General features: G+C 53.9%; 18 protein-coding genes, 1 rRNA gene and 3 pseudogenes. 20 read left to right on the plus strand and 2 right to left on the minus strand.

The window, feature by feature from the left end:
* From BZK31_RS29850 to BZK31_RS13715, 13 genes and pseudogenes are all read left to right on the plus strand, one after another.
* Nucleotides 1-294 (plus strand): hypothetical protein (locus BZK31_RS29850; RefSeq protein WP_208617203.1); only part of this gene is annotated, 294 nt, incomplete at its 5' end.
* A gap of 484 nt (nt 295-778) precedes the next feature.
* Nucleotides 779-3,391 carry a type VI secretion system Vgr family protein gene (locus tag BZK31_RS13670; RefSeq protein ID WP_244182680.1) on the plus strand — a complete coding sequence of 871 codons (2,613 nt, stop codon included), beginning with the start codon at nt 779-781 and terminating at the stop codon, nt 3,389-3,391.
* 88 nt (nt 3,392-3,479) lie between these two features.
* A complete protein-coding gene (locus BZK31_RS13675; RefSeq protein ID WP_083183513.1) occupies nt 3,480-3,908 on the plus strand; it encodes a DUF2628 domain-containing protein in 429 nt (142 codons plus the stop codon).
* A gap of 324 nt (nt 3,909-4,232) precedes the next feature.
* Nucleotides 4,233-5,090 carry a hypothetical protein gene (locus BZK31_RS13680; protein WP_083183514.1) on the plus strand — a complete coding sequence of 286 codons (858 nt, stop codon included), beginning with the start codon at nt 4,233-4,235 and terminating at the stop codon, nt 5,088-5,090.
* A gap of 669 nt (nt 5,091-5,759) precedes the next feature.
* Nucleotides 5,760-6,371, plus strand: coding sequence for a T6SS immunity protein Tli4 family protein (locus tag BZK31_RS29450; RefSeq protein WP_157900732.1), 612 nt, complete (start codon nt 5,760-5,762; stop codon nt 6,369-6,371).
* 55 nt (nt 6,372-6,426) lie between these two features.
* A pseudogene (locus BZK31_RS30385) lies at nt 6,427-6,856 on the plus strand (DUF2345 domain-containing protein); the annotation flags it as partial.
* A 188-nt stretch (nt 6,857-7,044) separates the two neighbouring features.
* Entirely contained in the window at nt 7,045-8,130 is a 1,086-nt protein-coding gene (locus BZK31_RS13695; protein WP_244182681.1) for a T6SS immunity protein Tli4 family protein, read from the plus strand.
* A 68-nt stretch (nt 8,131-8,198) separates the two neighbouring features.
* Nucleotides 8,199-9,176 (plus strand): T6SS immunity protein Tli4 family protein, encoded by a 978-nt coding sequence (locus BZK31_RS13700; protein ID WP_157900733.1) that lies wholly within the window; start codon nt 8,199-8,201, stop codon nt 9,174-9,176.
* 130 nt (nt 9,177-9,306) lie between these two features.
* A complete protein-coding gene (locus tag BZK31_RS29455; RefSeq protein WP_157900734.1) occupies nt 9,307-9,648 on the plus strand; it encodes a hypothetical protein in 342 nt (113 codons plus the stop codon).
* 132 nt (nt 9,649-9,780) lie between these two features.
* Entirely contained in the window at nt 9,781-10,587 is an 807-nt protein-coding gene (locus BZK31_RS13705) for an acyl-CoA desaturase (RefSeq protein WP_279628800.1), read from the plus strand.
* Nucleotides 10,588-10,764: 177 nt separating this feature from the next.
* Nucleotides 10,765-11,871 (plus strand): annotated as a pseudogene (locus BZK31_RS30585) (FIST signal transduction protein); the annotation flags it as partial.
* A gap of 555 nt (nt 11,872-12,426) precedes the next feature.
* Nucleotides 12,427-12,783, plus strand: a pseudogene (locus BZK31_RS30590) (methyl-accepting chemotaxis protein); the annotation flags it as partial.
* 126 nt (nt 12,784-12,909) lie between these two features.
* Complete coding sequence (locus tag BZK31_RS13715) at nt 12,910-13,722, plus strand: mechanosensitive ion channel family protein (protein ID WP_083183516.1); 813 nt, start codon at nt 12,910-12,912, stop codon at nt 13,720-13,722.
* Nucleotides 13,723-13,770: 48 nt separating this feature from the next.
* On the opposite strand, the gene BZK31_RS13720 is transcribed toward BZK31_RS13715, so the two are convergent.
* A complete protein-coding gene (locus tag BZK31_RS13720) occupies nt 13,771-15,252 on the minus strand; it encodes a YdgA family protein (RefSeq protein WP_083183517.1) in 1,482 nt (493 codons plus the stop codon).
* Nucleotides 15,253-15,584: 332 nt separating this feature from the next.
* Here BZK31_RS13720 and BZK31_RS13725 point away from each other — a divergent pair, with 332 nt between their 5' ends.
* The 7 genes from BZK31_RS13725 to BZK31_RS13755 all read left to right on the plus strand — a co-directional run bounded on the left by BZK31_RS13725 (nt 15,585) and on the right by BZK31_RS13755 (nt 24,939).
* Nucleotides 15,585-16,274 (plus strand): HAD-IA family hydrolase, encoded by a 690-nt coding sequence (locus BZK31_RS13725; RefSeq protein ID WP_083183518.1) that lies wholly within the window; start codon nt 15,585-15,587, stop codon nt 16,272-16,274.
* 103 nt (nt 16,275-16,377) lie between these two features.
* Nucleotides 16,378-17,385 (plus strand): aldo/keto reductase, encoded by a 1,008-nt coding sequence (locus BZK31_RS13730; protein ID WP_083183519.1) that lies wholly within the window; start codon nt 16,378-16,380, stop codon nt 17,383-17,385.
* A 301-nt stretch (nt 17,386-17,686) separates the two neighbouring features.
* Nucleotides 17,687-18,421 carry a GntR family transcriptional regulator gene (locus BZK31_RS13735; protein ID WP_083183520.1) on the plus strand — a complete coding sequence of 245 codons (735 nt, stop codon included), beginning with the start codon at nt 17,687-17,689 and terminating at the stop codon, nt 18,419-18,421.
* Nucleotides 18,422-19,210: 789 nt separating this feature from the next.
* The gene (locus BZK31_RS13740; protein ID WP_083183521.1) at nt 19,211-19,987 is read left to right on the plus strand and encodes a DUF3050 domain-containing protein; all 777 of its coding nucleotides are present in this window, start codon (nt 19,211-19,213) and stop codon (nt 19,985-19,987) included.
* A 36-nt stretch (nt 19,988-20,023) separates the two neighbouring features.
* Nucleotides 20,024-20,971, plus strand: coding sequence for a diiron oxygenase (locus tag BZK31_RS13745; RefSeq protein ID WP_083183522.1), 948 nt, complete (start codon nt 20,024-20,026; stop codon nt 20,969-20,971).
* The gene (locus tag BZK31_RS13750) at nt 20,968-24,426 is read left to right on the plus strand and encodes a non-ribosomal peptide synthetase (RefSeq protein WP_083183523.1); all 3,459 of its coding nucleotides are present in this window, start codon (nt 20,968-20,970) and stop codon (nt 24,424-24,426) included. The genes BZK31_RS13745 and BZK31_RS13750 overlap by 4 nt, the downstream gene beginning before the upstream one ends.
* A gap of 33 nt (nt 24,427-24,459) precedes the next feature.
* On the plus strand, nt 24,460-24,939 hold the full coding sequence (locus BZK31_RS13755) for an SRPBCC family protein (protein ID WP_083183524.1): 480 nt from the start codon (nt 24,460-24,462) through the stop codon (nt 24,937-24,939).
* Nucleotides 24,940-25,010: 71 nt separating this feature from the next.
* Here BZK31_RS13755 and rrf read toward each other — a convergent pair.
* Nucleotides 25,011-25,126: ribosomal RNA gene (gene rrf, locus BZK31_RS13760) — 5S ribosomal RNA — on the minus strand.
* Nucleotides 25,127-25,205 lie beyond the last annotated feature (79 nt).

A 25,205-nucleotide genomic window follows, 5' to 3' on the forward strand; every position in this document is an offset into this window, starting at 1 on the left:
CTTTTCGTACAAAACCTAATTACAAGGACCGTTAGAACAAATGGCTTCTCCAACGCATTCACGGCTCGCAGGCTATTTATAACGTCCATCTTATTGCTTCTAATTTGTCTGGCGCTTGCATTTATTAGTTTTGCCGCCCGGGCCGGCGCTGTTGGCGGCTCCGGAGCACCCGACAATGCACGCCTAATTCTGGATGGAATGTTACTGGTCAGTGAATACCTTTTTTACGGAGCTTTGCTAATCACCATCACTGCATTGCTTAAACGATCCAGTGAAAAGCGCTCGCCTCGATAATGTATCGTTTACCAGACATAGCTCTCTTAAGGAAAAGAAATGCTCCGTTCTCGAAGGAATATTTAAGATCGCCTGTCCGAAAAGCGTATAGCAGAACTCGAAAAGCAGAGTATCGCTGAATCGCAGTCGCCAACAGGAAGTTACAGTTCTAGTGCCATAAATATAATCAACGCTTGGGTCTGGTTGCCCGCAGGAGTATTCGACACGCCGATTCTGGCGGAGGATCTGGCACAGCGTCGTGCTGACTTTGATCACGATCCTCGCCTCACTGACATGCGCAATCTGCGGCGACCATTGCAAAGGCTTGAAACGCCAGCGGTCCGTTCGCCAGCCGTTGGTGCCGCTGGCCGAGCGGAAGAGATCCTGAAAACAATGTTTGTTCAATGGCACGACACGTTCTGCTCAAAGATCGACTGGACCAACACTCAGGTGGTGCTGTTTACGCCGACAGCCGTGGGAGTGCTGGACTGGATGGCGACCGCTTGTGGAAAGCGTCTGCTATCTGGGCAGCGATGGCGGCCTTGAGGACTGGCAACTGATCTTCGCCCCTTGGTTCAGCCTGTTGGAGTACCGGATCGATTGCAGAATCTGGCAAGAAACAAGTCTGCCAGATATTTTCGCGAGCATATTCAAGCATTATAGCCAGGCGCAAGGTCACTACCGTTTCGAACTCATCCGCGAATATCCGATGCTGTCCTATGTCACTCAGTTTAATGAAACAGATGCTCACTTCGTTCAGCGCTGGTGTGAACAAGAAGGTCTGTTCTGGTACGTAGATCACAATACCGACAGCCATTGTATTGTATTCACTGATGATGTTTCGACACTCCCGACTCTAACGCCTTCGAGCTTGCGGTTTCATACACAGCAGGCCGCAGACCTGACTGACAGCATTATGCAATGGAGTCCTGGTGCGCGCTTGCTGAACGGTCAGGTGCAATGGAGTAGCAGCGAATACCGAAACCATGCGCGACCACAAACCACGCATTCGATGGCATTGCCAGCTGCATCAGCGCCAACGGATCTTGAGCGCTATCAGTACCGCGGCCAGTACGCATGGCAGAACTCAAGTCGGGGCGAATGGCTGAGTCGAGTTCAGATCGAACAGGATGAATCAGCAGCTCGCCGAACTCACGGACAAGGTGGCGTAAGGCAGATGCAGCCTGGCTTCAGCTTTGAGCTGACGCAGCACCCGCTTTACGAACGCAAGACGCTCAAGGACCGTCAGTTTCTTATTATCGCAGTCGAGTTTTTTGTTCAAAGCAACCTGCCTGTCGGCAAGATGCGCCCAAGCCCCCCAGGAAGCCTGAAGCCCCAATTCGACGCAGTGCAGAATCTCTCATCGCTAGCTGAAAATAATGAAGGCTTCTACCTGAATCGATTTGAAGCTCAGCGTTTGGATATTCCCTACCGAAGCCCGTTTTCCCACCAGAAACCAGTTAGTCCAGGGCCGCAAACGGCTGTAGTTGTCACGCCAAGTGGACATGAGGTTTTCACAGACGGCCTGAATCGGGTCTGCGTTCGCTTTCACTGGGATAGGATAGTGAAAGACGGTGAACTGGGCTCATGCTGGCTACGCATGATGCAGTCCAGCAGTGGCCAGGATTGGGGAAGCGTAAACGTGCCACGCTCGGGAGAAGAAGTCATCGTCACTTTTCTCGATAACGACATTGATCGGCCTTTGATCATGGGACAAGTATACGGAGGCCACAAACCCGCGTGGCACTCCAGCGGTCTTATGAGCGGCTACAAAAGCCAAGAGATCCAAGGGCGTGGCTATAACCAGTGGGTCATGGACGACTCGACTGGCCAAGTACGAACCCAGATACATAGTAGTCACGGGCACAGTCAATTAAACCTCGGCTACCTGATCGATCAGCGAGGCAACGAACGCGGCGCGCTTCGTGGAAGCGGTTTCGAGCTTAGGACCGACGCCTACGGCGCTTTACGCGCCCAGCAGGGTCTGTATCTAAGTACGTGGCCGCGCACAAATGGTCAGGGGGGACAGATTGATACTCATGAAGCTCAACAACATTTGATTAACTCGAAAACGCGAGTCAAAACGCTGTCCGATATCGCAGAACAACACAACGCTTTACCTATGCCGGGAGGGATTGAAAGTCTTGATCAACTCAACGCTGATACTCAAGCCAGCTACGGCGATGGTGGCGACGGTCTGATAACCAGTAGTCAGCAACAGCGTAACGCGGGCGACACCAAGGCAGCTATTCTGAACGGGGGCCGCGGGCAGACGACGGGATACAAAAAGCCCCTGATGATATCTTCTTCGCCTGCGGACATTGCTACAGTTACGCCGCAAAGTACGCATATACATAGCGGCAGGCAATTGACTCTGTCGACGGGAGAGGACACGAGCCTGGCTAGTGGCCGATCATTATTAGTCAGCGTTGCGCAAAGCATCAGCCTGTTTGCTCAAGCCGCTGGTGCAAAACTGTTTGCAGCGAAAGGAAAAATCGAAATACAGGCGCAAAGCGAAAGCATCGAACTGACAGCCATGGAAAGCGTTCGTATTACTTCCACCGCTCGCACGGTCGAAATTGCTGCGCAAGAGGAAATTCTGCTCACCAGCGGTGCAGCCTACATCCGGATAAAAGGCGGTAATATCGAGATTCACGCGCCAGGTACAATCGACATTAAGGGCGTCAAAAAAACATTCAGCGGGCCCGCCCAGCTAAACCGAGATAACCCTGCGTGGCCTAAAGACTCCATCATGCAGTCTATTACAGCATTCGCAGGACAAAGTAGCGCTGCGAACTACCAGGCATGGGCAGGTATGCCTTACACCCTACTCGCCGACGGAGCCGAGGTGAAGAAAGGTGTTATGGATGCTACTGGCCAGATCGCAATTGAACACCATGCAACCACCACCCATTATCGCATCGAGCTGGCTAATGGTGTCGGTTATGACCTACCGACAGCGGGCGATTATAGCGGTGACCCTGATAACGCAGCGCTCGCCAACCGAGGACTGCATCGTCATGAGAGTGCATCTCATGCGGATGTAAGACCGCGAGATGACCGTAGTCTGTTTCGAAAAGCTTATGATCGATTGAGCCATTCGGAATCGGATACCTGACAATCGCCGGACCACTTCTAATAAAATACTGCATCACAGAAAGTCCCGGATTAAAACGTTATTTCAATGAAACAACAGGAGTACACTCATGAGTACAGCAGACCAGTTGCACAGCACAGGCAAGTACAGCGCCAAATGGCAAGAACGCTTCAATTTTTTCAACACGTACGGTGCGCCCAACGATCCGCGCTTCAAACCGGCTGTCAACGCGCTGCCTGACTTCAAGAAGAAGCTGATCGTGAGTGCCAACGTAATCGCGTTTTTCTTCGGACCGATTTACTTCTTCGTACTGGGCTTGTGGAAAAAGAATCTGGCATTAATCGGCGTCATCATCGCGGTGAATATCGTCATCAGTGTGATCTTTGCGATCCTCGGCATGGATGTTCCAGCGGCGCTGGGCACAGGCTTGAATGTCGTGTTCTCCATGATGTATGCACTGACTGCCAACTACGCCTACTACCTTAAGGAAGTAAAAGGCGAGCAAGGCTGGAATCCGTTCAAAGGCATGCGGCTCTAACGTCGATTTAACCGCTGAAAACCCGTACCTCTGATAGTGTACGGGTTTTTAGTATTAAATTAACGTCGCACTGCACATTTCACCGTGCCAAGCGTAACCCGTCGAGTCGTTTTCCGCATGGATCCTTAGGATGCTGTCGAATTGCTTCAAGCCCCTATGCTCTTTGACTAACCTAACGAACCCCTTAAAACATTGCACAGACCAAACAGTGAGTAACCGAAGCTAAATGCACATACACTTTCGATTGCAAAAATATCAGAGCGGGCGTTTTCGAAGCTCTCAACACCGAAACCCATTATCACGTATCGAGCCAGATCAAGCGTAATGACCAAGTATCTTATCAGCGTTTTATTGTTATTAACCGGCTGCGAAGGATCAGATATTATCGACAGTAAACGCGAAGTAAAATTGACGCTTAACAGTTCGATAGAAGACACATGCTCGTCGACAAGTATAAAATTTATCAAATTTTGCGCTTCGAATTTTTGCAATTTCGGAACTGGCGTACCGTCGACGTCTGGAGACTTGCTTAGGGCTAAAGTCATTACCGGCAGTCATGTCCTGACTCTTGAAAACATACACAACATCACTATCGTCACAACACCCTCCGGTGCTATAACGGATTTTGATATTTATGCCGCGGGCGTTCCTCAGGACTCAAAGCACGAAGACGCCATGAGTTATTTCTACCGCCAGGTGCATAACCTCGGCTCCTCCGGCTGGCATAGATATATCTATCCTGACGAAGCAAGAATTTCAGGTTCGCAAGCCTCAAAGTTCGCCAGCAAGGATGAAGTCCTGGGGAACGCTGTGTCGACTGGCCCGTGGAATGATCCGGGGCTTCAGCTTAGTAAAACCGAATGGAATGCTTTGCCTGTTATCAGCACGTGGATGTTTCACAACGGTGACCAGTACCTTTACCTAAGAGTCCAGCGAGAAAACAACAGCGACTCACCGCAAGATCGGGGTTCTTACCTGTTCACTATGACGTTCAAATCAGAAAGCGAATTTTATAAGGAATTCATCGAAAACGAGAGTCGTGAACAGTGGAAGGAGCTGTTGCCTGACGAGCTCAACCGCATGGCACAGGTGCGTAAAAGCACCGAGACGCAGCTTAAAAAAATGGGAATCGAGATTGATGAGCGCTATGAGAACCCGAAAATCTCAGCGCTGACAAACTGACATAATCGATCATAAACGACTGGCCGGCGCCTCTCGACGCTGGCCGAAAAAGGATTCTCGGCGTCACGCCGTCATCCGCTGCAAGCATTAATGGAGCAATGCACCATGGACCTGACCTTAGGAACTGCCCTCAGCCAGAGCGGCCGCTTGCGACAACTCACCACGCCGCTGGGCGCATCAAATGTATGCAAAGAGGGTTTCCATAATAATTCGCCAGGCCATGCTCATCGGGACGTTTATAATGATCAGAGCGGTAGAACACAATATGCGACTCTGTACAGCCTGATAAGGAGTTCAAAAGATGTGCAAATTTAAAAAAGAAACAAAAAAAATAGTTCTTTTAAATTTCATATACTTAATAGGGCTCTCCTTCTTGATAAGCACTGACAGCGCAGCAGATAGCACGCACTCTAAATACAACCATTTTTATTTTGGACGCTACACACTAGACGCACCATCTAACGGAAAAGACCTATGGTCATCCTTCAAAATAATTGAAAAAAAATAGAACTCATAAGCAAAAATGGCAAATACGATCTGCCTATAAAAATCTCAGAATCCATTGCCAAAATAGATAAATTCCATAGTTCCGGATATGCTGCTTATGATAGAACAGTAGAACTCGAGGGTGGAGGCGCAATAATCGTATCCAAGTCAACTAGTTACACGATGGAAATTTACTATCTAACCCCAAAAAATATGCTGTACCGTCAGACCGTAGACGCTATCTCAATAAAAGGAATAGATAAAGCAATCACACGAGCCAAAGAACTAAATAAGCTTATTCATTATCGCAACCCCACCGACGCACCACCCAATGGCACTTTTTCCATTGAAGCTGGCTATATCAATTTGCCTATAGATAAATTTCAAGAACAAGTATCAATTGGGCTTCCCGTCTCTTCAGTTCCGGGAATCAACTTGACTTTTGACACCCAACTTATCGGGAAGCCTGAGCCAGGACTTATTGCCAGATATGAACAAAGATCAATTGGAACCGTATTACCTACACTTCAAAAAATACTATCCAAATCGACACTAATAAGAAAATCTCAACGACAAGTGGCCGGCTTGAAGTTTGAAGAATTACTCCTAAAGACAAATGTGGAAGGACAAACAGCTTATTCTTTTCGACTGGAATACCCAGGCACTCCTAACTCTAGCCTAGAACCTTATACTGTCCTCGAATTGAGTACCATCGATGTTACTAGCGGCTTTAAAAGCGATAAAGAAGCTGTGGATTTTTGGGAAAAACTAGTAGAAAGTATTAAGCGGATATAAAACTTATCAACCAGCAATAGCTTTTTAACAACATAGATGGTGTCACCAGCAACGACCCGACTGGGGCAGCGTGCACGTGCCACGCGCCGGTGAGGAAGTGGTCGTCACCTTTCTGGAAAACGACATCGACCGTCCGCTGGTCATGGGCCAGGTCTACGGCGGGCACAGGCCGGCTTGGCACTCCAGCGGGCTAATGGCCGACTACAGAGCAAGGAAGTGGGCGGCGGCGGTAGCAGCATAACGCTTTGCCCATGCAGGACGGACTGGACAGCCTGACCCTCAGCACCGGCGAAGACGTCAGCATCGCCAGCGGCAAGTTGCTGCTGGCCAGCGCGGCGTAGGACATCAGCCTGTTTGCGCAAAATGCCGGCGCCAAGAGGTTTGCGCCCAAAGGCAAGGTGGCGCTGCAGGCGCAGAGTGATGCGATGGAGCTGAAGGCCCAACAAGGCGCCAAGATCACCTCCGCCGGAATCGGCATCGGCATCGGCATCGGCAAGCAAGATGAAGGCGGCGAAGGAGCGGTTCCAACACTCTCCGGGCAAGCGCCCACTGCTCACTCAAAGTTTTCTGCAAACCTTAAAGGCTTCGTCCACGGTACATCATATGATAATAAATTTGTCAGAACAGTAACTGCACACTCTATGATAAGTATAGCTAAGAGAGCAAAAACTTTATGCTGACCACACAACGAAAGAAAAACTACTTACTCACAGCCTTCGGCTTTACTGCCATACTTCTACTTACGTTTATGTTATCCAACAACGAGAAACCCAAAAAAATTCTCGTCACTAAAAATCAAAAAACACACTCAGTAGCCATCGCTCGCTACAGTGTGGAAATACCAGAAAGCATGAAGCTCACAGATATTGCACTAAATAAGGAAGGCATCCCTATAAAGGTTTACTTTGATTACATAAAACCGCGTGCAGAACAATTGATCGACAACTCATTAGCGACGATAAAAAATAATGAGGCAGGCCGTAAAACCATAGAAAAACCTGCTGAGATATCACAACCATCGGACAATGTTTGGCTGGCTGCCTACAATCATATACGTCTAACAGGTGTTGATGTTTATGGCAAACCTATGGATGAGGTTTCAAATAGCTCATTGGGATTTGTGTGGAAAAAAAATGTGCTGCTGGAGATAGGTGGCGAACGAACTTTAGGAGATCCGTCGCGCATTGCTTTGCTTATGTCACGTTTTGATACCTCAGATGATAAGCATAGTGGATTTTGCTTTGTAAAAGGCTGTATAGAAGGAAAAGAAAATGAGCGGGAGTCTTTAAGTGCTTCTTTTGAAGACACTGACAAAAAAGGCTTTAATATCGGATTCAATATCGACGCCTACCAAGGCGAACCTAACCTTCCTCTTTCTGATCGGACTCCCAGTATTCCTGACCTAGAATTACCCGGTGTGTTAAAGTGGCTTAGCGACTCAGAGAATAGAATCAAAAAATTTAAAGATTCCAGTAGAGTAATAAACAATTTCAAGGGAGAAGAGATCATTGAAGGCACAATTCAAAAGCTGAATGGTACGTACTTAACTGAAATCACCGGTATGTGGTACTACCCCGGCATGCCGGAAGACATTCAGAAACCAGAGATCAGGATAACCGCGACTTACTCGTTCACTTCCGATCGTTTACCTGACAACGCTCCTAGTTTCCCAAACCGATCACAAGACGGTTTGACTGAAGAAGAATTCCTCTCAACCTGGAACAATTTGCTTGAGTCTTTCCATCCGAACAAACTCTGAACCGGAAGGCTATGCTCTCTACATGCACATTTTTGCTTGGCTCCTAAAGCGTCTCCCAGAGGATCGACATGAAAAAAATCTTTCAGACAAAAATATTTTTTGTGTTGTTGGCTACATACCTACTTACCCAAACAGTCTTTGCTCAACGCATAGAAAGCCCATTAAGAAATCAGTGGACCACTCATTACTTCGGCAGATTCAAACTGAACTTGCCAGCAGGATCCGAAGTCGTCAGCGACTACAAATTATACAATGAGAAAGTTGAATTAATAAGTAAAAACGGCACATTCGACTTAGTATCCGCTGTTGTACAAAAAACAGACGAACTCAAAAAAGGAATTGCTTACGGCACATCCAGCCGATATAAAAAAACAGTTCCACTGAGCAACGGCAGCGTTCTGATACTCTCAAAACTGGGGGACTTCTACACTTTTCATGCTTATTTTTTGACGTCAAAAAACACGCTATACCGCATGATAGCTCAATCAATTTCAGCTAACGGAATTGATGGCGCGATCAATAAGGCTCGATTGATTAGCGAGTCAATCTACTACCGACGCCCATCGGATGCTCCGCCAGCAGGAGCTTTCGCCTTAGAGGAAGGCTATACCACCCTGGGGGCTGCCCAGTCCTTAGAGGGGATCTATATGGGGGCGCAAATCTCAACGCATCCTGGCACTTTTGTGAGCCTGCTAACTCAAAGAATCGTTGAGCACGATGAAAATTTAATACAGCGCTTTGAAAGTGAAAATGGCGGTGGCCTAGCGTCAGGCATGATCCAGATTTTAAGCAAAACAAAGACCCTTAGAAAAAGAGAGCGCATGGTAGGCAGCCTCAAGGCGGAGGAAGTTGCTATCGCAACGCTGATCGATGGAAAACGTTTTTACACTTTTCAAATAGAATATGCAGGATTGTTAAAGTCTAATACAAGCCCTTTTATAGACCTTCGATTGGGAACGCATGAAGTTGGTAGCGACTTTAAGTCTGATGAAGAAGCGCTGGCATTTTGGGATAGCGTTGTAAACAGCCTAAGACCCTCACCTTGAAAAACAATAGGCTTTCGAGGTTAAGCTGAATGCACTACTGCCCCCCGGCGGGCATCGTAGACGTTAGTAACGTAATAGTTATAAAATTAGTTCATACACAAAACATCAACAAATCAAAACGGTAACTTCAATGGCTTCAGTAATTTTTATCCTGATTTTCTTATCAGCCGTCTTTTATATAGGGCTCGTCATTTTTCGGGCTGTGACGGCAGGCTCCAGAGGCGGGATGTCGAATGTACTCACCCCCGGCACGTTATTCAAAATGTCTCTTGCACTACTGGGCTTATGTGCAATGTCAGAGCTCGTGTTTTTAGGCGGCACAGCCGGTGGCATTAGCGGATCAGGGGGAACTACTGACGGTCGAAAAGTCGTGGATTATGCGGCAAATGTCAGTGAATTTTGTTTATACGCCAGTTTGGCCTTAGCGGTGGCAGCGCTAATCAGCTATGCACACAAAAAAAATATATTATAACCCCTACCCCCGCGACGACGTGAGCATTGGGCGACTCCAGATGACCTCGCGCCGCGCAGTACGGCACTTTAAATGCATGATATACGGTAGCGTTTGTCCACAATCGATAATTAGTTTTCTTCACCGTACTTCCTGCGTGCAACTTGGGCTAATAGGCTGGTGGGGCGACTGGCAACGCTGCCGCTGGGCATCGACCCGGATTACTGGCGAGTCCGGCATGTAGAGTTTCATCACGTTTACGCCAACATCGAACACTACGATCTGGACACTGAAGAAAACGGTGTCTTCCGACAGACCCCTTATCAACGGTGGCGCAAACACATGCGCTATCAGCATCTGTACTGGCCCCTGATTGCCGCACTGTCACTTCCTTACATCGCCTGGATCTTCGACTGGTCGGACCGGCTGGGCAAAACACCGCTCAAGGCTAAACGTAACTTACCGGGATGGCCGGTGTTCATCGTCAGCAAGATCACTCACTTGTTGCTGGTTCTTGTGATTCCCTTGCTGGTGTTCAACGGCAACTGGACCACCGTGCTGATCGCTTACCTGTTAAGCCAGACGATGGCTTCGCTTTGGGTGGTGTTTCTATTATTGGGAACTCACTGGGCCGATGCAGAGTTCTACCCCGCACCTGACTCTGCCCGAATGCCCCACGGCTGGTATCGCCATAACTTCGCAACCGCCTGCGACTGGCAGGCTTCGCCACGCTGGCTACACCCCTTGATCGGCGGTTTGAATTTCCATCTGACGCACCATCTGTTCCCAGGCTGGAGCAACCGTCACTACCCTGCCCTTGCGTCGATCATCGCAGATCTGGCCGTTGAACATGGCATGGATTATCGCTGTATCGGTTACCGCGACCTGATCAGACAGCAACAGCAATTCCTGCGGAGAATGGGGCAGCCACCTGACGAGCTCCAGCGCTCAAAAACTTGAAGCGTTCAGCCACTGAAGCTTCTTGAACAACTCATCTGAATGTCCAGCGGTCAGAAATTGTCTGTCTGGACAGCTTTTTCAGACCGGACCACTAATCTGATCCCCCTTCCAGCCGATGAAACAGGATCTGACCGCATCCCCTGCGGCCTCCGCTTCCTACCTTTTTCGGACTCAATCATGAGCTTTCTATCCCGTCTCCGGACCACCGCCACACGGACCGGCGGCGTTCTCAGTGTCATTACCTCTGCCCGCGAGCTGAGTGCAAAACTCTCGGCCCTGAGTTTCGAACCGGTTTACCTCACCGGTTTTGTCTCGCCGCATGTCGATTTCGATCAGGTTGCGCGGTCTGTGGCGGCGCGTTTTCCGAACGCAAAGATCAGCTTGTGCACAACATCGGGCGAGTTGTGTTCGAGCAACGACTCGCTGTATTGCGCAGCCGACAATCAATGGGACCGGATCGTGCTGGCGCTTTTCGACGCCAGTGTGATCAAGAGTGCCGAAGTGGTGCATATTCCGTTGCACAGTGAGGACATTCGCGGCTCGGGCAAGCGGCTTTCCATGCGTGAGCGTATCGCGCGGCTGACCGATTCGATCAAGCGCACACAAGTGAGCACGCCTATCGATCATCGCGACACGCTGGCCTATGTCACGTTCGACGGGTTGTCGGCGTCGGAATCGTTTTTCATGGAAGCGCTGTACGAGTCCGGGCGCTTTCCATGCCTGTTCGTCGGCGGCTCTGCCGGTGGCAAGGGTGATTTTCAGAAAACGCTGATCCATGACGGCAAGCGCAGCTATCAGAATCATGCCCAGGTGGTGTTTCTCAAGAGCGCGAAGAACGTGCGCTTCGGGGTGTTCAAGAGCCAGAATTTCGAACCTACGTCGCTGAGCCTGAGCGTGCTGACCGCGTCGCTGGAAGAGCGTTACATCAGTCAGGTGGTCAATTCACGCGGCGAGATCAGCACCATGGTGGCGGCGCTGTGCGAGGCGTTGCACTGCGAGCGGCGTGAACTGGAGGGCAAGCTGGCGCAGTACTCGTTCGCGATTCGGGTAGACGATGAATTGTTCGTACGTTCGATTGCGCGGATCGACTATGAGAGCGAACGGGTTCATCTGTTCTGCGATGTCGCGCCGGGTGAAGAGCTGGTGATGGTCAAGCGCACCTCGATGATCGACAGTACGCGCAAGGACTTCGCCCGCTTCCTGCAGGGCAAGTCTGGCAAGCCGTTGTTGGGCTTGCTGAGCGACTGTATTCTGCGCCGCTTGAACAACGGCAGTGAGCTGGGTCGTATGAACGACGTCTTCGGTGACACGCCTGTCGTAGGCTTCTCGACCTTCGGGGAAATCCTCGGCCTGAACCTCAACCAGACACTCACCGCCGTGTTCTTTTTCAAAGTGCCTGAAGGCCAGTCTTTCCGAGACGAATACATCGACAATTTCATCGCCTACTACGGTGAGTTCAAGGCGTTTTTCCTGCGTCGGCAGATCAAGAAACTGGCCGGTCTGAGCCACGTGGTGGTCAAGCAGATCGATCAGTTCAAGCAGCGCAACTTCGTGCAGACCATCGACCCCAGCGGGCTCGACGAACAGATTCGTCCGGTGTTCAGTGGCCTGAGCGACCTGGGCGATGTGCTGGTCAAGGCCCATCACGATCAGCAGGAAATTGCCGGACAGTTGCGGCATTACTCAGGTGAGCTGCACGTCTCGATGGATGAGCTGACCCAGACGATTACCCATCAGGAACAGGTTATCGACAAGGCAGGCGATACCGTGAAAAGCCTGGTGAGCCAGGCCGATGACGTGGTGGCGGGTTCGCGGGAGCTGGCCAGGTCGAGCCTGCGCATCCAGTCAGTAGTGCAGACGATTCAGCAAATTGCCGGGCAGACCAACCTGCTGGCGCTCAATGCGGCTATCGAAGCAGCGCGCGCCGGTGAAATGGGCCGAGGCTTTGCGGTCGTGGCTGACGAGGTTCGCCAACTGGCGCAGAAAACGTCCCAGAACGCCAACGACATCGGCACCGATATCGAACGTCTGGCCGAAGAGATCCGCAAGGTGGCGCAGCATATCGAGGAACAATCGGCAGAAGTCGGCACACTGACCGGACTGTTGACCGAGCTGGAGGGTTCGAGCGACATGACCGCGGGCACCTCGCAACGTACCCGGCAGTTGGCGGATACCCTGGTGGGTCTGACGCAGTAGCGCACATAACGGCACTGTGCCTCCAATCAAAACTGTCAGTAGATTCATTGCTGCTTTTTTGAACAATGTACGGCTCCATTCGGCAGGCATTCTGCCGCTCGAGCCTTGCATTCAGGAGTTGCGTTCATGGAAGCGCTGAATGTCATCAATATTGGCACCGACCGGATCAATTCTCTGCTCAACGTCGTGCTGCAGTACGGTGCCACTGTCGTTCTGAAGCTGGTCATCGCTGCCTTTCTGTGGATTTTCGGACGCTGGCTGATTGGCGTGCTGGTCCGGATGGTGCAACGCTCCCTGACCCGTCAACGGTTTGATCCGACGGTTTTGCGCTACGTCGGCTCATTCATCACCGTGACGCTGAACATTATTTTGGTCATCGCCATTCTGAGTTACTGCGGAATTGAGACGACCAGTTTTGCGGCGCTGCTGGCGGCGGTCGGTCTGGCGATCGGCATGGCGTGGTCGGGTTTGCTGGCGAACCTGGCGGCGGGTGGTTTCATCATTGTGTTGCGGCCGTTCAAGGTCGGCGATGCGATTACGGCGGCGGGTGTGACGGGGACAGTGGTCGAAATCGGGCTGTTCGTGACGTCCATCAACACGGCTGACAATGTGCTCAATCTGGTGGGCAACAACAAGATTTTCGCCGACACGATCATCAATTACTCCAGCAATGATTTCCGGCGCGTGGAGCTGACGGCGACACTGCCCGACACCACGGATGAACACGCGGCTATCTCGCGTCTGAAGGATCAGGTGAGCGGCCTTCCCAATGTGATGAGCAACCCGTCGGTTGATATTCACCTTGCGGCTGCGACGGCCGGGACCATCACCCTGGCGGTGCGGCCCTATTGCCATAACGACCACTACGCCAGCGTGTATTGTCAGACCGTCGAAGTGATACGGGCACTGATGCGGGATCTATCGATCAAGAAAGCCTGACGTTCGCTCAGGACTGCACACCCGCAGCCCTGAGCAACACGCACCGGCTTATTGACCGCTCAGTGCGCCGACCTTGCCCATGACAGTCGCCATGAATTGCTGCAAGGTCATCTTCTGGCCGTTGAAGTCGACCATATTGTTGGCATAGTGCAGGTCGGACACGATGTTGTCACCGTCGACCTTCGCCAGTTGCATCATCTCGGCCATGGCACTTGCCATATCACTGGCGGCAGCGGCCTGATCGGCAATGGCCTTGAGATCAGTCTGACCCTCACGCAGCGCTTGCTGAGTGGTGATGTCGCGGATCATCGGCTTGGAAACCACGACCTTGGCGTTGACTTCACCAATGGTCTTCATCGCCAGCGCATCGGCTGGCTGATCGAGCGAGCCCGGGTCGGTCAGGTCCACCGCGACACGCATGTGGCTTTCGCCATTGGCGGTCTTGAGTGAGAGTTTTTCCAGTTCGATGTGCGGCTTGCCCGCCAGCAGCACTTTGGTCTGGGCGTTCATCAGTTCGCGCTCGGCAGGCGTCAACTCAAGCTGCAAGGGCTGCTCGGCCAGTATCGCCGCCTGCTGTTGCGGCAGGATGGTGTTCTGATAAAGCTGATAAAGCGCCTGGGTCGCCTCGGCATTGAAGTTGGCGATTTTGATGCCCAGGTGCGCCGAGCCGACGTCCTTGCCGCCGTAAGCGATCATGCCAACGTCGTAGTTGACCTGTGCCGCGAAGTTGCCGGCATCTTCCTGCGCAAGGTTGGTGTTGGTGAAATCCTTGAGCTGCACGTGCGGCTTGCCCACCAGCTGGAAACCGGCGTTCTGGATCTTCATGTTGGTGTGACCCAGGTAGAAGCCGGATTTGCCTTTAGTGCCGCCGGTGTCGAATGTCATACCCTTGATTTCAATGCTCACCGGACCGTCAGGCGAGGTGACATTGAGCTGAAGGTTGTCCAGGTTGCCGTCGAGGTCGAATTTCTGCGCGTCTGCGGACGACGCAGCATTCACGGTCATGCCGGAGAACTTGAACATACCGTCGGTATCGTTCATCTCCAGCGGCGCCAATTGCACCCAGCCTTTGGTGGCGCGGTCGTAACCGATGCTGGCCTGGCCTTTGAGCGGCGACACGTCCTTGCTCATCGCGAACCATTTTTCCGAGCTCGGGCTTTTCTCCATCTCGAAGTTGCTCAACGCCATGACCGGCAACAGGTTCAGAGTCTTGAGGCGCGACAGCGGAATGGGGCCATGCTGAATGTGGTCGACGAACAGGAATTGCCCGCCCTGGGTGCTATCCGAAAGGTTCTGGATATCAACGCGGTAGTGCGCGGTGCTGCTGAAGAAGTTGCGCTCCAGAGACACCATCTCCAGTTTGACGCTGGTGTCGGTGCCCTTGAAGGATTTTTCGAGTTCCTGATTGGCCTTGCCGATCGAGTCGTTCAACGCGCCTTCCAGCTGCGTGCCGGTGTACCAGGCGCCAGCCGTTGCCAGTGCTCCTGCCACGACGATCACGCCAACCGCTATACCTGCTGATTTATTCATAGTGACTCGAGATGTCCGTTCTGATGATAAGAAGTCGTCCCTGAACCTACGGCGAGCCTGTCTGCGCACGTAAGTCTGGGTCGACAGGGCCCGCAGCACTGTCGAAAAGTCGCGAGAGATTATCACCGGCGGCTTGCGGCGGCCCAGCATTCTTGGCCGGTTCTGTGTGCGGATACACGTTACTGAGGCCCTTTTTGACATGGCCTTTTGCCTTTTGTTGCGGGCCGGCCTCGGTGAATTCGTCTCAAGTGCCGGTTCTCTGAAACATGGGGTAGCCATGCTCTTCCCGGAAACGTTAGGCTGAAACGAATTTGCAAACCGGACGCAATCACATGAGTACATCGCAGAACCCACGTGGCCCGATCAAGGCCGTGATTTTCGACATGGACGGCCTGCTGCTGGACAGTGAAGGTATTTACACCGAAGTCACTCACGCGATCGCCAGTCGTCATGGCAAGACCTTTGACTGGGCCATCAAACAGCACACCATCGGCCGCGGCGCTCGCGACTTTGCGGAGTACGTGACGCAGACCCTCGAGTTGCCGATGTCTGCCGACGAGTTTCTCGAGATCCGCCAACCGATGCTCGACGAGCGCTTCCCTCACTCGCCTGCCATGCCGGGCGCCGAGGCGCTGGTGCGTCATCTGGCCGAGCACAACATTCCGATCGCCGTGGGCACCAGTTCGTCGGTGCATTACTTCCACGCCAAGACCACGCTGCATCGTGCCTGGTTCGAGCTGTTCGAAACCGTGGTGACGGCTGATGATCCGGAAGTGACGGCTGCCAAACCGGCACCGGATATCTTTCTGGTGGCTGCGCGGCGACTGGGTGTGTCGCCAGCCGATTGCCTGGTGTTCGAGGATTCGCCGTTTGGTGTCACCGCCGCCAAGGCCGCCGGCATGTACGCGGTGGCGGTGCCTGATTCGCACATGCCGCGTGACCAGTATGAGCACGCGGATCTGGTGATCACCTCACTGGATCAGTTCCCGCTCAAGGACTGGGGGCTGCCGGATATCCGCTAAGCCTCTGCAGCCCGACCGAAGATCGCCCAGCCTTTTCAATGCGGTCGCAAACGCTTCAGTATGTCCAACTGATCCCGCTTGAACGACATGGAGGATGTTAAACATGATTTATCGTGTTCTTGGCCAGTCCGGCCTCAAGGTTTCCACACTGACGCTGGGCTCGATGATGTTCGGCGAGCAGACCGGCAACGAAGACTCCTTACGTATCATCGACAAGGCTTGGGATCAGGGCGTCAATTTCATCGACACCGCAGATGTGTACAACGGCGGCCGTTCGGAAGAGCTCGTGGGCCAGGCCATCGCAGCGCGTCGCAGCGACTGGGTGGTGGCCACCAAGCTTGGCTTCAGCGCGCCCAGCGCTGTGCCCAATCGTGCCGGTCTGAGCCGCAAGCATGTGTTCCACGCCATTGAAAACAGCCTGCGGCGGCTGAACACCGATTACGTGGATATCTACTATCTGCACAGAGAGGATCACGACACGCCGCTGGAAGTCACGGTGTCGGCCATTGGCGAGCTGCTTCGCCAAGGCAAGATCCGCTATTGGGGCGTCTCCAACTTCCGCGGCTGGCGGATCGCCGAGATTGTCAACGTGGCGCAGCGGCTCGGCGTGGACAAACCGGTTGTCAGTCAGCCGCTCTACAACATCGTCAACCGCCAGGCCGAAACCGAGCAGATCACTGCCGCTGCGTTTTATGGCCTGGGCGTGGTGCCGTTCAGTCCGCTCGCGCGTGGCGTGCTCAGTGGCAAATACGCACCGGACGTCACACCCGACAGCGGTAGCCGGGCAGGACGTCAGGACAAGCGGTTGCTGGAGACCGAATGGCGAGTGGAGTCGCTGCGTATCGCCCAGCGCATCCAGGCGCACGTGCAGGACAAAGGCGTCGGGATGGTGGAGTTCGCCATTGCCTGGGTGCTCAACAATCAGGCCGTTACCTCGGCGATTGTCGGTCCTCGGACTGAGGAACAATGGGACGGCTATACCAAAGCGCTCGACGTCAGTATCACGCCGGAAGACGAGGCGTTCATCGACTCGCTGGTGACGCCTGGCCACGCGTCGACACCCGGCTTCAATGACGTGCAGCACTTCGTTTCAGGACGTCAGCCCCGCTGACAGCAGCGCTGGAACGGGCGTTCCTCATGAGCTGGCATCGCCTGTCAGCTCATGACGTAATAAGAAATCCTGCGGAAAATCGATATGTATATAAATGCTCATTCGGTACTTGGACCTGATGAGCGCTAAGATAGCGTTGAATGTATCGACGATTGCTCACCGAAAATGCGACTCATGTGCTGCGTCAAAGAAACTGAAAATGCCCCTATGCTCGCGACTTCCTGGCAAGTCTTGACTAGTCTGTTGGCAATCCAGCTAATTATTGGATCCTATTCTGCCGGGTTGGTGAAGAAGTATGGCGATGCGTAAATCAGATAGAGAAGCTTTTTTAAGCTCCGTATTGGGTAACGAACAGCCTGCGGCGAATGTTGCCCGGGCTGTGATCGAAGAAAAACTGCGCAATGCAATTATCGACGGCAGCTTGCCGGCCGGTACAGCACTGCGACAGCAAGAACTGGCAACGCTGTTTGGCGTCAGCCGGATGCCGGTGCGTGAGGCCTTGCGGCAACTCGAGGCGCAATCTCTGCTGCGCGTCGAAACGCATAAAGGCGCGGTAGTAGCCCCGCTAATCACTGAAGATGCCGTCGATGCCTATGCCTTGCGCATATTGCTGGAGTCCGAGGCGCTGCGCTTGTCGATCCCACGATTGACTGCGGACGATCTGGCAGTGTCCAGGCGTTACATCGAGCAACTCGAAGTTGAAACCGATTACTCCCAGATCGGCAAGCTCAACCGGTTGTTCCACATGTCCTTGTACGCCAGAACGCCCAGCAAGCGCTTGATGCAACTGGTCGAGGAAGGTTTGAACGAAGAAGAACGCTTCCTGCGTTTCAACCTGTCCTCAATGGGCCTGGGTAAACTTTCCCAGGATGACCACTGGGAACTGCTGCGCCTCGCCGAAAACAAAGCCGTCGAACAGACGGTGGCGGCGTTGCAACATCACCTCAATCGCGGCGTCCAGGCCATCACTCAGTACCTGAACAGCAAAGCCAGCGCAGAAAAGCCCACACGTCCCCGCAAAAAATCCACTGACTGATCCCCCGCCCTGCGGCTGCTCAATACGCCGGCAAGCCTCCTTGCCGGATAGCCGCCCCCGCTGATTCCCCTTCTGCATCCCACGTACGGCTTCGTCAGGCCGACCGTTTTTATCTATTTTCCCGAGCCGTCGGGTGGTCCGTCGCTGGAATAAGGCAAACTCGGCCGTGACCGCGATGGATCCAACCGGAGGATTCAACCCGGCTCGGTGCAACTGCCTGCGCAGCATCAGGGCAGTGATATCCGCTCATGTGAACGCAATGAAAAGGAGTCAGTGCAACGGGCAGAGAGACATTGGAAGTCGTTTCCGATATCGCCCGCAAAAAATATATTCATTTAATTGTTCGGCATAACGGCAGCGCTGAACGAGGCATTCGTTCATTATTTATAATTCGGGTCCTTATCGACCTGAAAGGTTGCCTACACCCCTATAAAACTTGAAACCCAAGTTATATACGAACACTGTCAGCCCGTAAAAAACCAAACTTAAAATATTTAAGAAACTCATTGCACACCGTGTTAATTGTGTTTTAACTTTTCTTCGCAGCCTGTGTGAAATCTGCCCCAGCGGCGTAAGACCCGCGCACTAAAGGGCTGTCGGCGCACGCAAGTGACGCTGTTTATACCTGTTCAGCGAAACGCTCTGTGTTAGCGATCATGAATCGTTTCAACTAACAGGCCCTCGGCTTCCCGTTATTCAGGATCGGCTGAACCGTTGAATTAACGTCGAAACAAGCGACGCACTGATACATCAACTTTCATCTGTTTTACACCACTCAGGGATATCGCCATGCCGTGTCAAAAAACGTTATTGGACCATAAGAAACTTGAACTTAGCCGCCATCCGATCTTTTCAGAGATCTCGTCTCTGGCGGTGCTGAGACGGTTCATGGAGACCCACGTGTTCGCGGTCTGGGACTTCATGTCGCTCACCAAACGTCTGCAACAGGAGCTGACCTGCACCCAATTGCCTTGGCTGCCACCGACGGATGCTGCCGCCGCCAGGCTGATCAACGAAATTGTGCTGGGGGAAGAGTCCGACGATCGGCTGGATCACGGCCACTACAGCCATTTCGAGCTGTACCTGGATGCGATGCGTGAAGTCGGTGCCAGCACGCTGCAGATCGAGCGTTTCATCGAGCTTCAGAAACAGGGCGTTCACTACACAACCGCGCTGCAGCGCGTCAACGCTGGACAGGCCGCTTCGGTTTTCGTGACACACACCCTCAATACCGCGCTGCATGCACCCGCTCACAGCGTCGCGGCCGCTTTTCTGCACGGCCGGGAAAGCGTCATCCCGCTGATGTTCCAGAGCATTCTCGACGACTGGGGCATCACCGGAGCCCAGGCGCCGACCTTCCGTTATTACCTGGAACGGCATATCGAAGTCGACTCCGAAGACCACGGACCTGCTGCAGAACATCTGCTGGCCCGTCTGGTGGCGGGCGATCCGCAGCGCGAGAAGGAGGTGTATCAGGCCGCCATCGCGGCCGTGGAAAGCAGGGTCCAGCTGTGGGACACGCTGCGCCTGAGCATGCGTGCGCCGCTCATGCAGGCCAGCGCCTAGGACCTGCAACCTCAAAGTCTCTACAAGGAAGCCATCATGAAAGCAGAAGACTACAGCTCGTTCATCGATGCGTGGGAAGGTCGCGCCACCATCCGGACCCGTCCACGCCGGATCGTTGAAAATGACGAAAAACTGATCTATCCCCTCAGCCGCCAGCCGCTGGTGCTGAGTGAGACCTTCAGCCGTGAATGTGCGCACCTGCGTGATTACGCGTTGGTACAGAGCCTTTACAAGTTCATCAACGACGTGGTGATTTTCGAGACCGAAATCGTCGACAAGACCGCACGCAGCATCGCCAAGGACAACTTCGCGATCCGCTTTCCGTTTGCCTGCCGCTACGACGCGATGACGGTAGTGGTGGATGAGGACTATCACGCGCTGGTGGCGATGGACTTCATGCAACAGACCATTGCGCTGACCGGGATCGAGCCAATCAAGCTGCCCGCCGAGATTGAGCTGAGCCGGGCCATTCCCGCCGCGCTGGCATTGGCACCGGACCACCTGCGCAGCGCTGTCGAACTGATCTGCGTCGCCATCGCGGAGAACACCGTCACCAATGACGTAGCGGCTTTTGCCAAGGACGACACGGTCAAGCAATCGGTCAAAGGATTGATGGCTGATCACTTGCTCGACGAAGGCCGACACTCGGGGTTCTGGGCGCGGCTGGTGCGTATCTATTGGCACGGTGCCCCCGAGGTGGACCGCAGATGCATCGCTGAGATCATGCCGGTGTTCATCGCGCAGTACCTGACCAGTGAGATCCAGCACGGTTTCGATTTCACGCTGATCGAGCATTTGCCGACCACCGAATCGACCAGGCAAGCCCTAAGGGCTGAAACCCTTGCGGTCAGCTTTCCCATCAACCGCCATCATCCGCTGATCGGCAACATTGTGCGCTTCTTCAAGAACAGCTCAATGCTGGAAGACCCTAGCGTGCAGCGTGCACTGGCCGACTATCTGCCTGCCCAGGGGATGCTGCAATGAAACGCCTGCAGATCGTGCTCATCGGTCACAGCCTGACCTTGAGTGAACTGACTACCGAATTGCAGGCGCACGGCCATGCCGTGCATCACCTGTCTGACCAGGCTGCATTGCACTCATGGGCGAAGGCGCAGGTTTCGATGCTGATCGAAGACGGCAGCCTGGCGCTGAGTCACGAACAGTTGAAGACGTTCGAGCAGGCCACGCACCTGAGTCTGCGTGTCGGCCTCGATGCCGCAACCGGATCACTGCCGAGGCCGGAGCTGCTGTGCTGGCATGGCTCAGCGACAGCGCAACGGCTGATTGTCCGGGAGTGGCTGCCTGAACAGCCATCCGGCAACGGCAGGATGCTACGCGACGAGGCCATCGCCGCGTGGGTGGATCTCATTGCACTGCAAGTGAGCCGCTTGTCTCGCGATGAGCACTACTTCAGACATCTGCCGGTGGCCCAACCCGCCCAAAGCGAACGACAGGCAGGTCTGCAAGCGATAGACGCGCTGCTGTTCGAACACCACCTGAACCACACACAGCGACCTGATGTGCTGAAACTGGCGGAAACGCCGCTCACCCAAAGACTGAGGCAGGCGTTTCAGAACTTTGCGCAACGGCCAGCATTGTCGATTCAGGGTCGCTCATACAGCTACCGCGAACTGGCTCTGCACAGCGCAGCCATTCAGCGACACCTTTTGCCGCTCATCGCGCAGGCGACAGACAGCGGCACGCCGCCCGTGATCGGGCTGTGCCTGCCCAAGTCCGCAGCCCTTTATGCGGGCGTACTTGCGATCCTGAACTGCGGCGCGGTCTATCTGCCGCTGGATCCGGCGCTGCCTCTTCAACGGCAGCAGTACATTCTGGATAACGCCGGCGCGATGCTCCTCCTGCACGATGGCTCACACGCCTTGGCGGCCGCCGAATTTCCCGCGCTGAACATCGGCGCACTGAATATCCCGGAAGCGGCTCCATTCATTGCCAGTGCCGAGCCGAGCCGTGACGCGCCGTGCATGGCGCTCTATACCTCGGGCACCACCGGTCATCCAAAGGGCGTGCTGCTCAGTCAGCACAACCTCAGCCATTTCACCGCCTGGTATGGCGATTACGTGGAGCTGAACCAGCAGAGCCGGGTATTGCAGTTCTCGACCTTGAGCTTCGATTCCTCGCTGATCGATATCTTTCCGACCTGGCTCAGTGGCGCCGAACTCGTCGTCCCCGATGACGACCAGCGGCGCGACCCGTTGCAATTGGTCAACGTGTTGAAAGCAGGTATCACGCACGCGTTTCTGCCACCGGCGTTGCTGAGCGTCTTGCCGCTCGATCAGCCGCTGGGGCTTGAGCACGTCGTGACCGGCGGTGATGTCTGTGAGTCGCATGTGATTGCGCAACTCACACAACAGTGTCAGTTCCACAACCTGTACGGGCCGACTGAAGCGACGGTACTGGTGACAGCAGGGCAGTTCCAACCGCACAGCAGCAATCGCAACCTTGGCCGGCCAATTGCCAACAGTCAGGTCTGGATCCTCGATGAACAACTGCGGCCTGTTGCGCAGCACACACAGGGTGAGTTGTACATCGTCGGACCCGGCGTTTGCCTGGGTTACCTCAATAATCCGCAACTCACGGAAGAGCGCTACGTATGGCTGACGCGCCCCGACGGCCAACGGTTACGAGCCTATCGCACCGGAGACATGGCCAGATGGACGGATGACGGCATCGAACTGAGCGGTCGTCGTGACAATCAGGTGAAAATTCGCGGCTCTCGGGTTGAGCCGGAGGAAATCGAGCACTGCCTGCGCGACTGTCAGTTGTACCGACAGGTCGCGGTGGTGGTCGACACCCAGCGCCGCATTCTCGCCTTCGTGGCTCAACCGCAAGGGGCACAGGATGACGAAACTACGCTGCAACAGCTGAAGACTCACGTGCAGCACATGCTGCCTGACTACATGCACCCTGCGGCATATACGACAGTTGCGACCTTGCCGTTCGCCCCTAATGGCAAGACCGATCGCAAGGCGTTGCTGGACATGCCCGTAAACTTCAGCGACCAACGTACCCGCCGTCTGCCGGAAACCGAGCGACAGCAACAATTGCTAGCGCTGTGGGCAGAGCTGCTAGAGCTACCACCGGGCGACATCTCGACCGACGAGAGCTTCTTCAATCTGGGCGGTCATTCGATTCTGTTGTCGCGCATGCTGCTGGGCATTCGTGAACGGTTCGGGCGCAGCATTCCGATCAATCGCTTCATAGAAGCCCCGACCTTGTTGACGCTGGCCGACCTTGTCGACAGTGAAAGCAACGGCGGCTACACCATCAGTCCGCAGGCGCTTCAGGACGCCCATGCAGAGGTGCCGCTCGCAACGCTGCCAATCAGTAAGGTGGGCGATGTGCATAAAGTGATTGTCACAGGGGCCAACGGGTTTCTGGGTGTGCATATCGTCCAGGCGCTGCTGGACTGGGGCGCGACCGAGATTGCCTGCCTGGTACGTGAATCGGCCGGGCGTAGCGCACAAGAGCGCTTCGAACAGGCCTTGGCGGAGAACAGGCTGAGCCATCTGGATCTGAGCCGGGTGAGGGTCTATCCGGCCGATGTCACCCAGCCGCGGCTGGGTCTGGCCGAAGAGGTGTACCAGCGGCTGGACAGGGACTTCGGCGCGCTGATTCACAACGCGGCCAACGTCAACCATGTTCAGGATTACGAAACCCTTGCCCGGGACAACGTGGCACCGGTCTTCGAATGCCTGAAGTTGTGTGAGGGTCGCAGCAAGAAGGTCTTCAACTTCGTCTCGACCTTATCTGCATGCAGTGCCATAGACTCCACCGGCAACGTGCTCGAGCAACCTGCAGCCGAGACACCGCCGATCTATATCAAGAACGGCTACAACCTCTCCAAGTGGGTCGCTGAACGGATCCTGCAGCGCGCAAGGGCGCAAGGCGCGTGGGTCAACATCTACCGCCCCGGCAATATCGCGTTCAACAGTCGAACTGGTGTCTGCCAACCGCAAAAGAACCGCCTGATGCTGATGCTCAAGGGATCACTGCAGCTTGGGCAGGTGCCTGAGTTCGACATCAACTTCGACCTGATGCCGGTGGACTTCCTGGCGCGCTTCATTGGCTTTCATGCCAGTCGCTATCAACCCGAGCGCGCCGTATTCAACCTCCACAATCCTGAGCCCTTGAGCTGGAACCATTACGTAGAAGCCTTTCGCGCAGCGGGGCGCGAGTTTGACTTGGTCAGCGTCGCCCAGTGGCAGACTCAGCTCAACCGGGTCGACAGCGAGAACGCGTTATTTGGCGTACTCGGCTTTTACCTGGACGGTTTTGAAGAAGACATTGGGGATATCTCGATGATCGAGTACCAGAACACCCTGGCTGGCATCTGCCAGATGGGCGAGCAGTACCCGCAGAAAACCCGGGCGCTGCTGCGCAAGGGCTGCGATTACCTGAAGGAAATCGACTTCATCTGAGTCGACCATTACTAAAGCGAAATGGAGAGCGATATGAACACAATCTATAACAACCTCAAGCCCGACACCCTGATCAAAAATCCAACGCTCTGCCGTGTGGTATCGACGGTTGAAATCCCAAGCGATGCTGACAGCGTGTGGGCGATCGTAGGGGACTTTGGCGGCTTCCAGGCATTCATACCGGCTCTGGAGAGCACTGAAGTGACTGGCGTTGGCGTCCGTTCGGTACGCAAGAAACTGTTCAAAGACGGCAACTTTGCGATTGAACAATTGAATAGCCGGGATGATCAGGCGCGTTACATCACCTGGTCGTTGATTCACACCAGTCTGCCTGTCGGTAATCTGTGGGCATCCATGACGGTGCAGCCTGCGGGTGATAACTCATGCATCGCCACCTGGACGATTATCGCCGAGCCTGATCAGGGAGGATCTGAAGCGCTGCCTGCATTCGAGGCGTTTCTACAGGGGTTTGCGGACAGCGCGATGGGCAATGTGCGCAGCCTGTTTGCCTGACACTGACGTTATAGGGACCTGAAAAGACAAAACCCCTCATCGCGTCAGCGATGAGGGGTTTCGGAATTGAATCTTGACGATGACCTACTCTCACATGGGGAAACCCCACACTACCATCGGCGATGCATCGTTTCACTGCTGAGTTCGGGATGGGATCAGGTGGTTCCAATGCTCTATGGTCGTCAAGAAATTCTGTAGCCAATCCGTTAGCGAGTAACGTGTCAGCGAAAATAGATGACTTCTACTAAAAGACAAAACCCCTCACC

It is taken from the genome of Pseudomonas floridensis, assembly GCF_002087235.1.
Lineage (GTDB): Bacteria > Pseudomonadota > Gammaproteobacteria > Pseudomonadales > Pseudomonadaceae > Aquipseudomonas > Aquipseudomonas floridensis.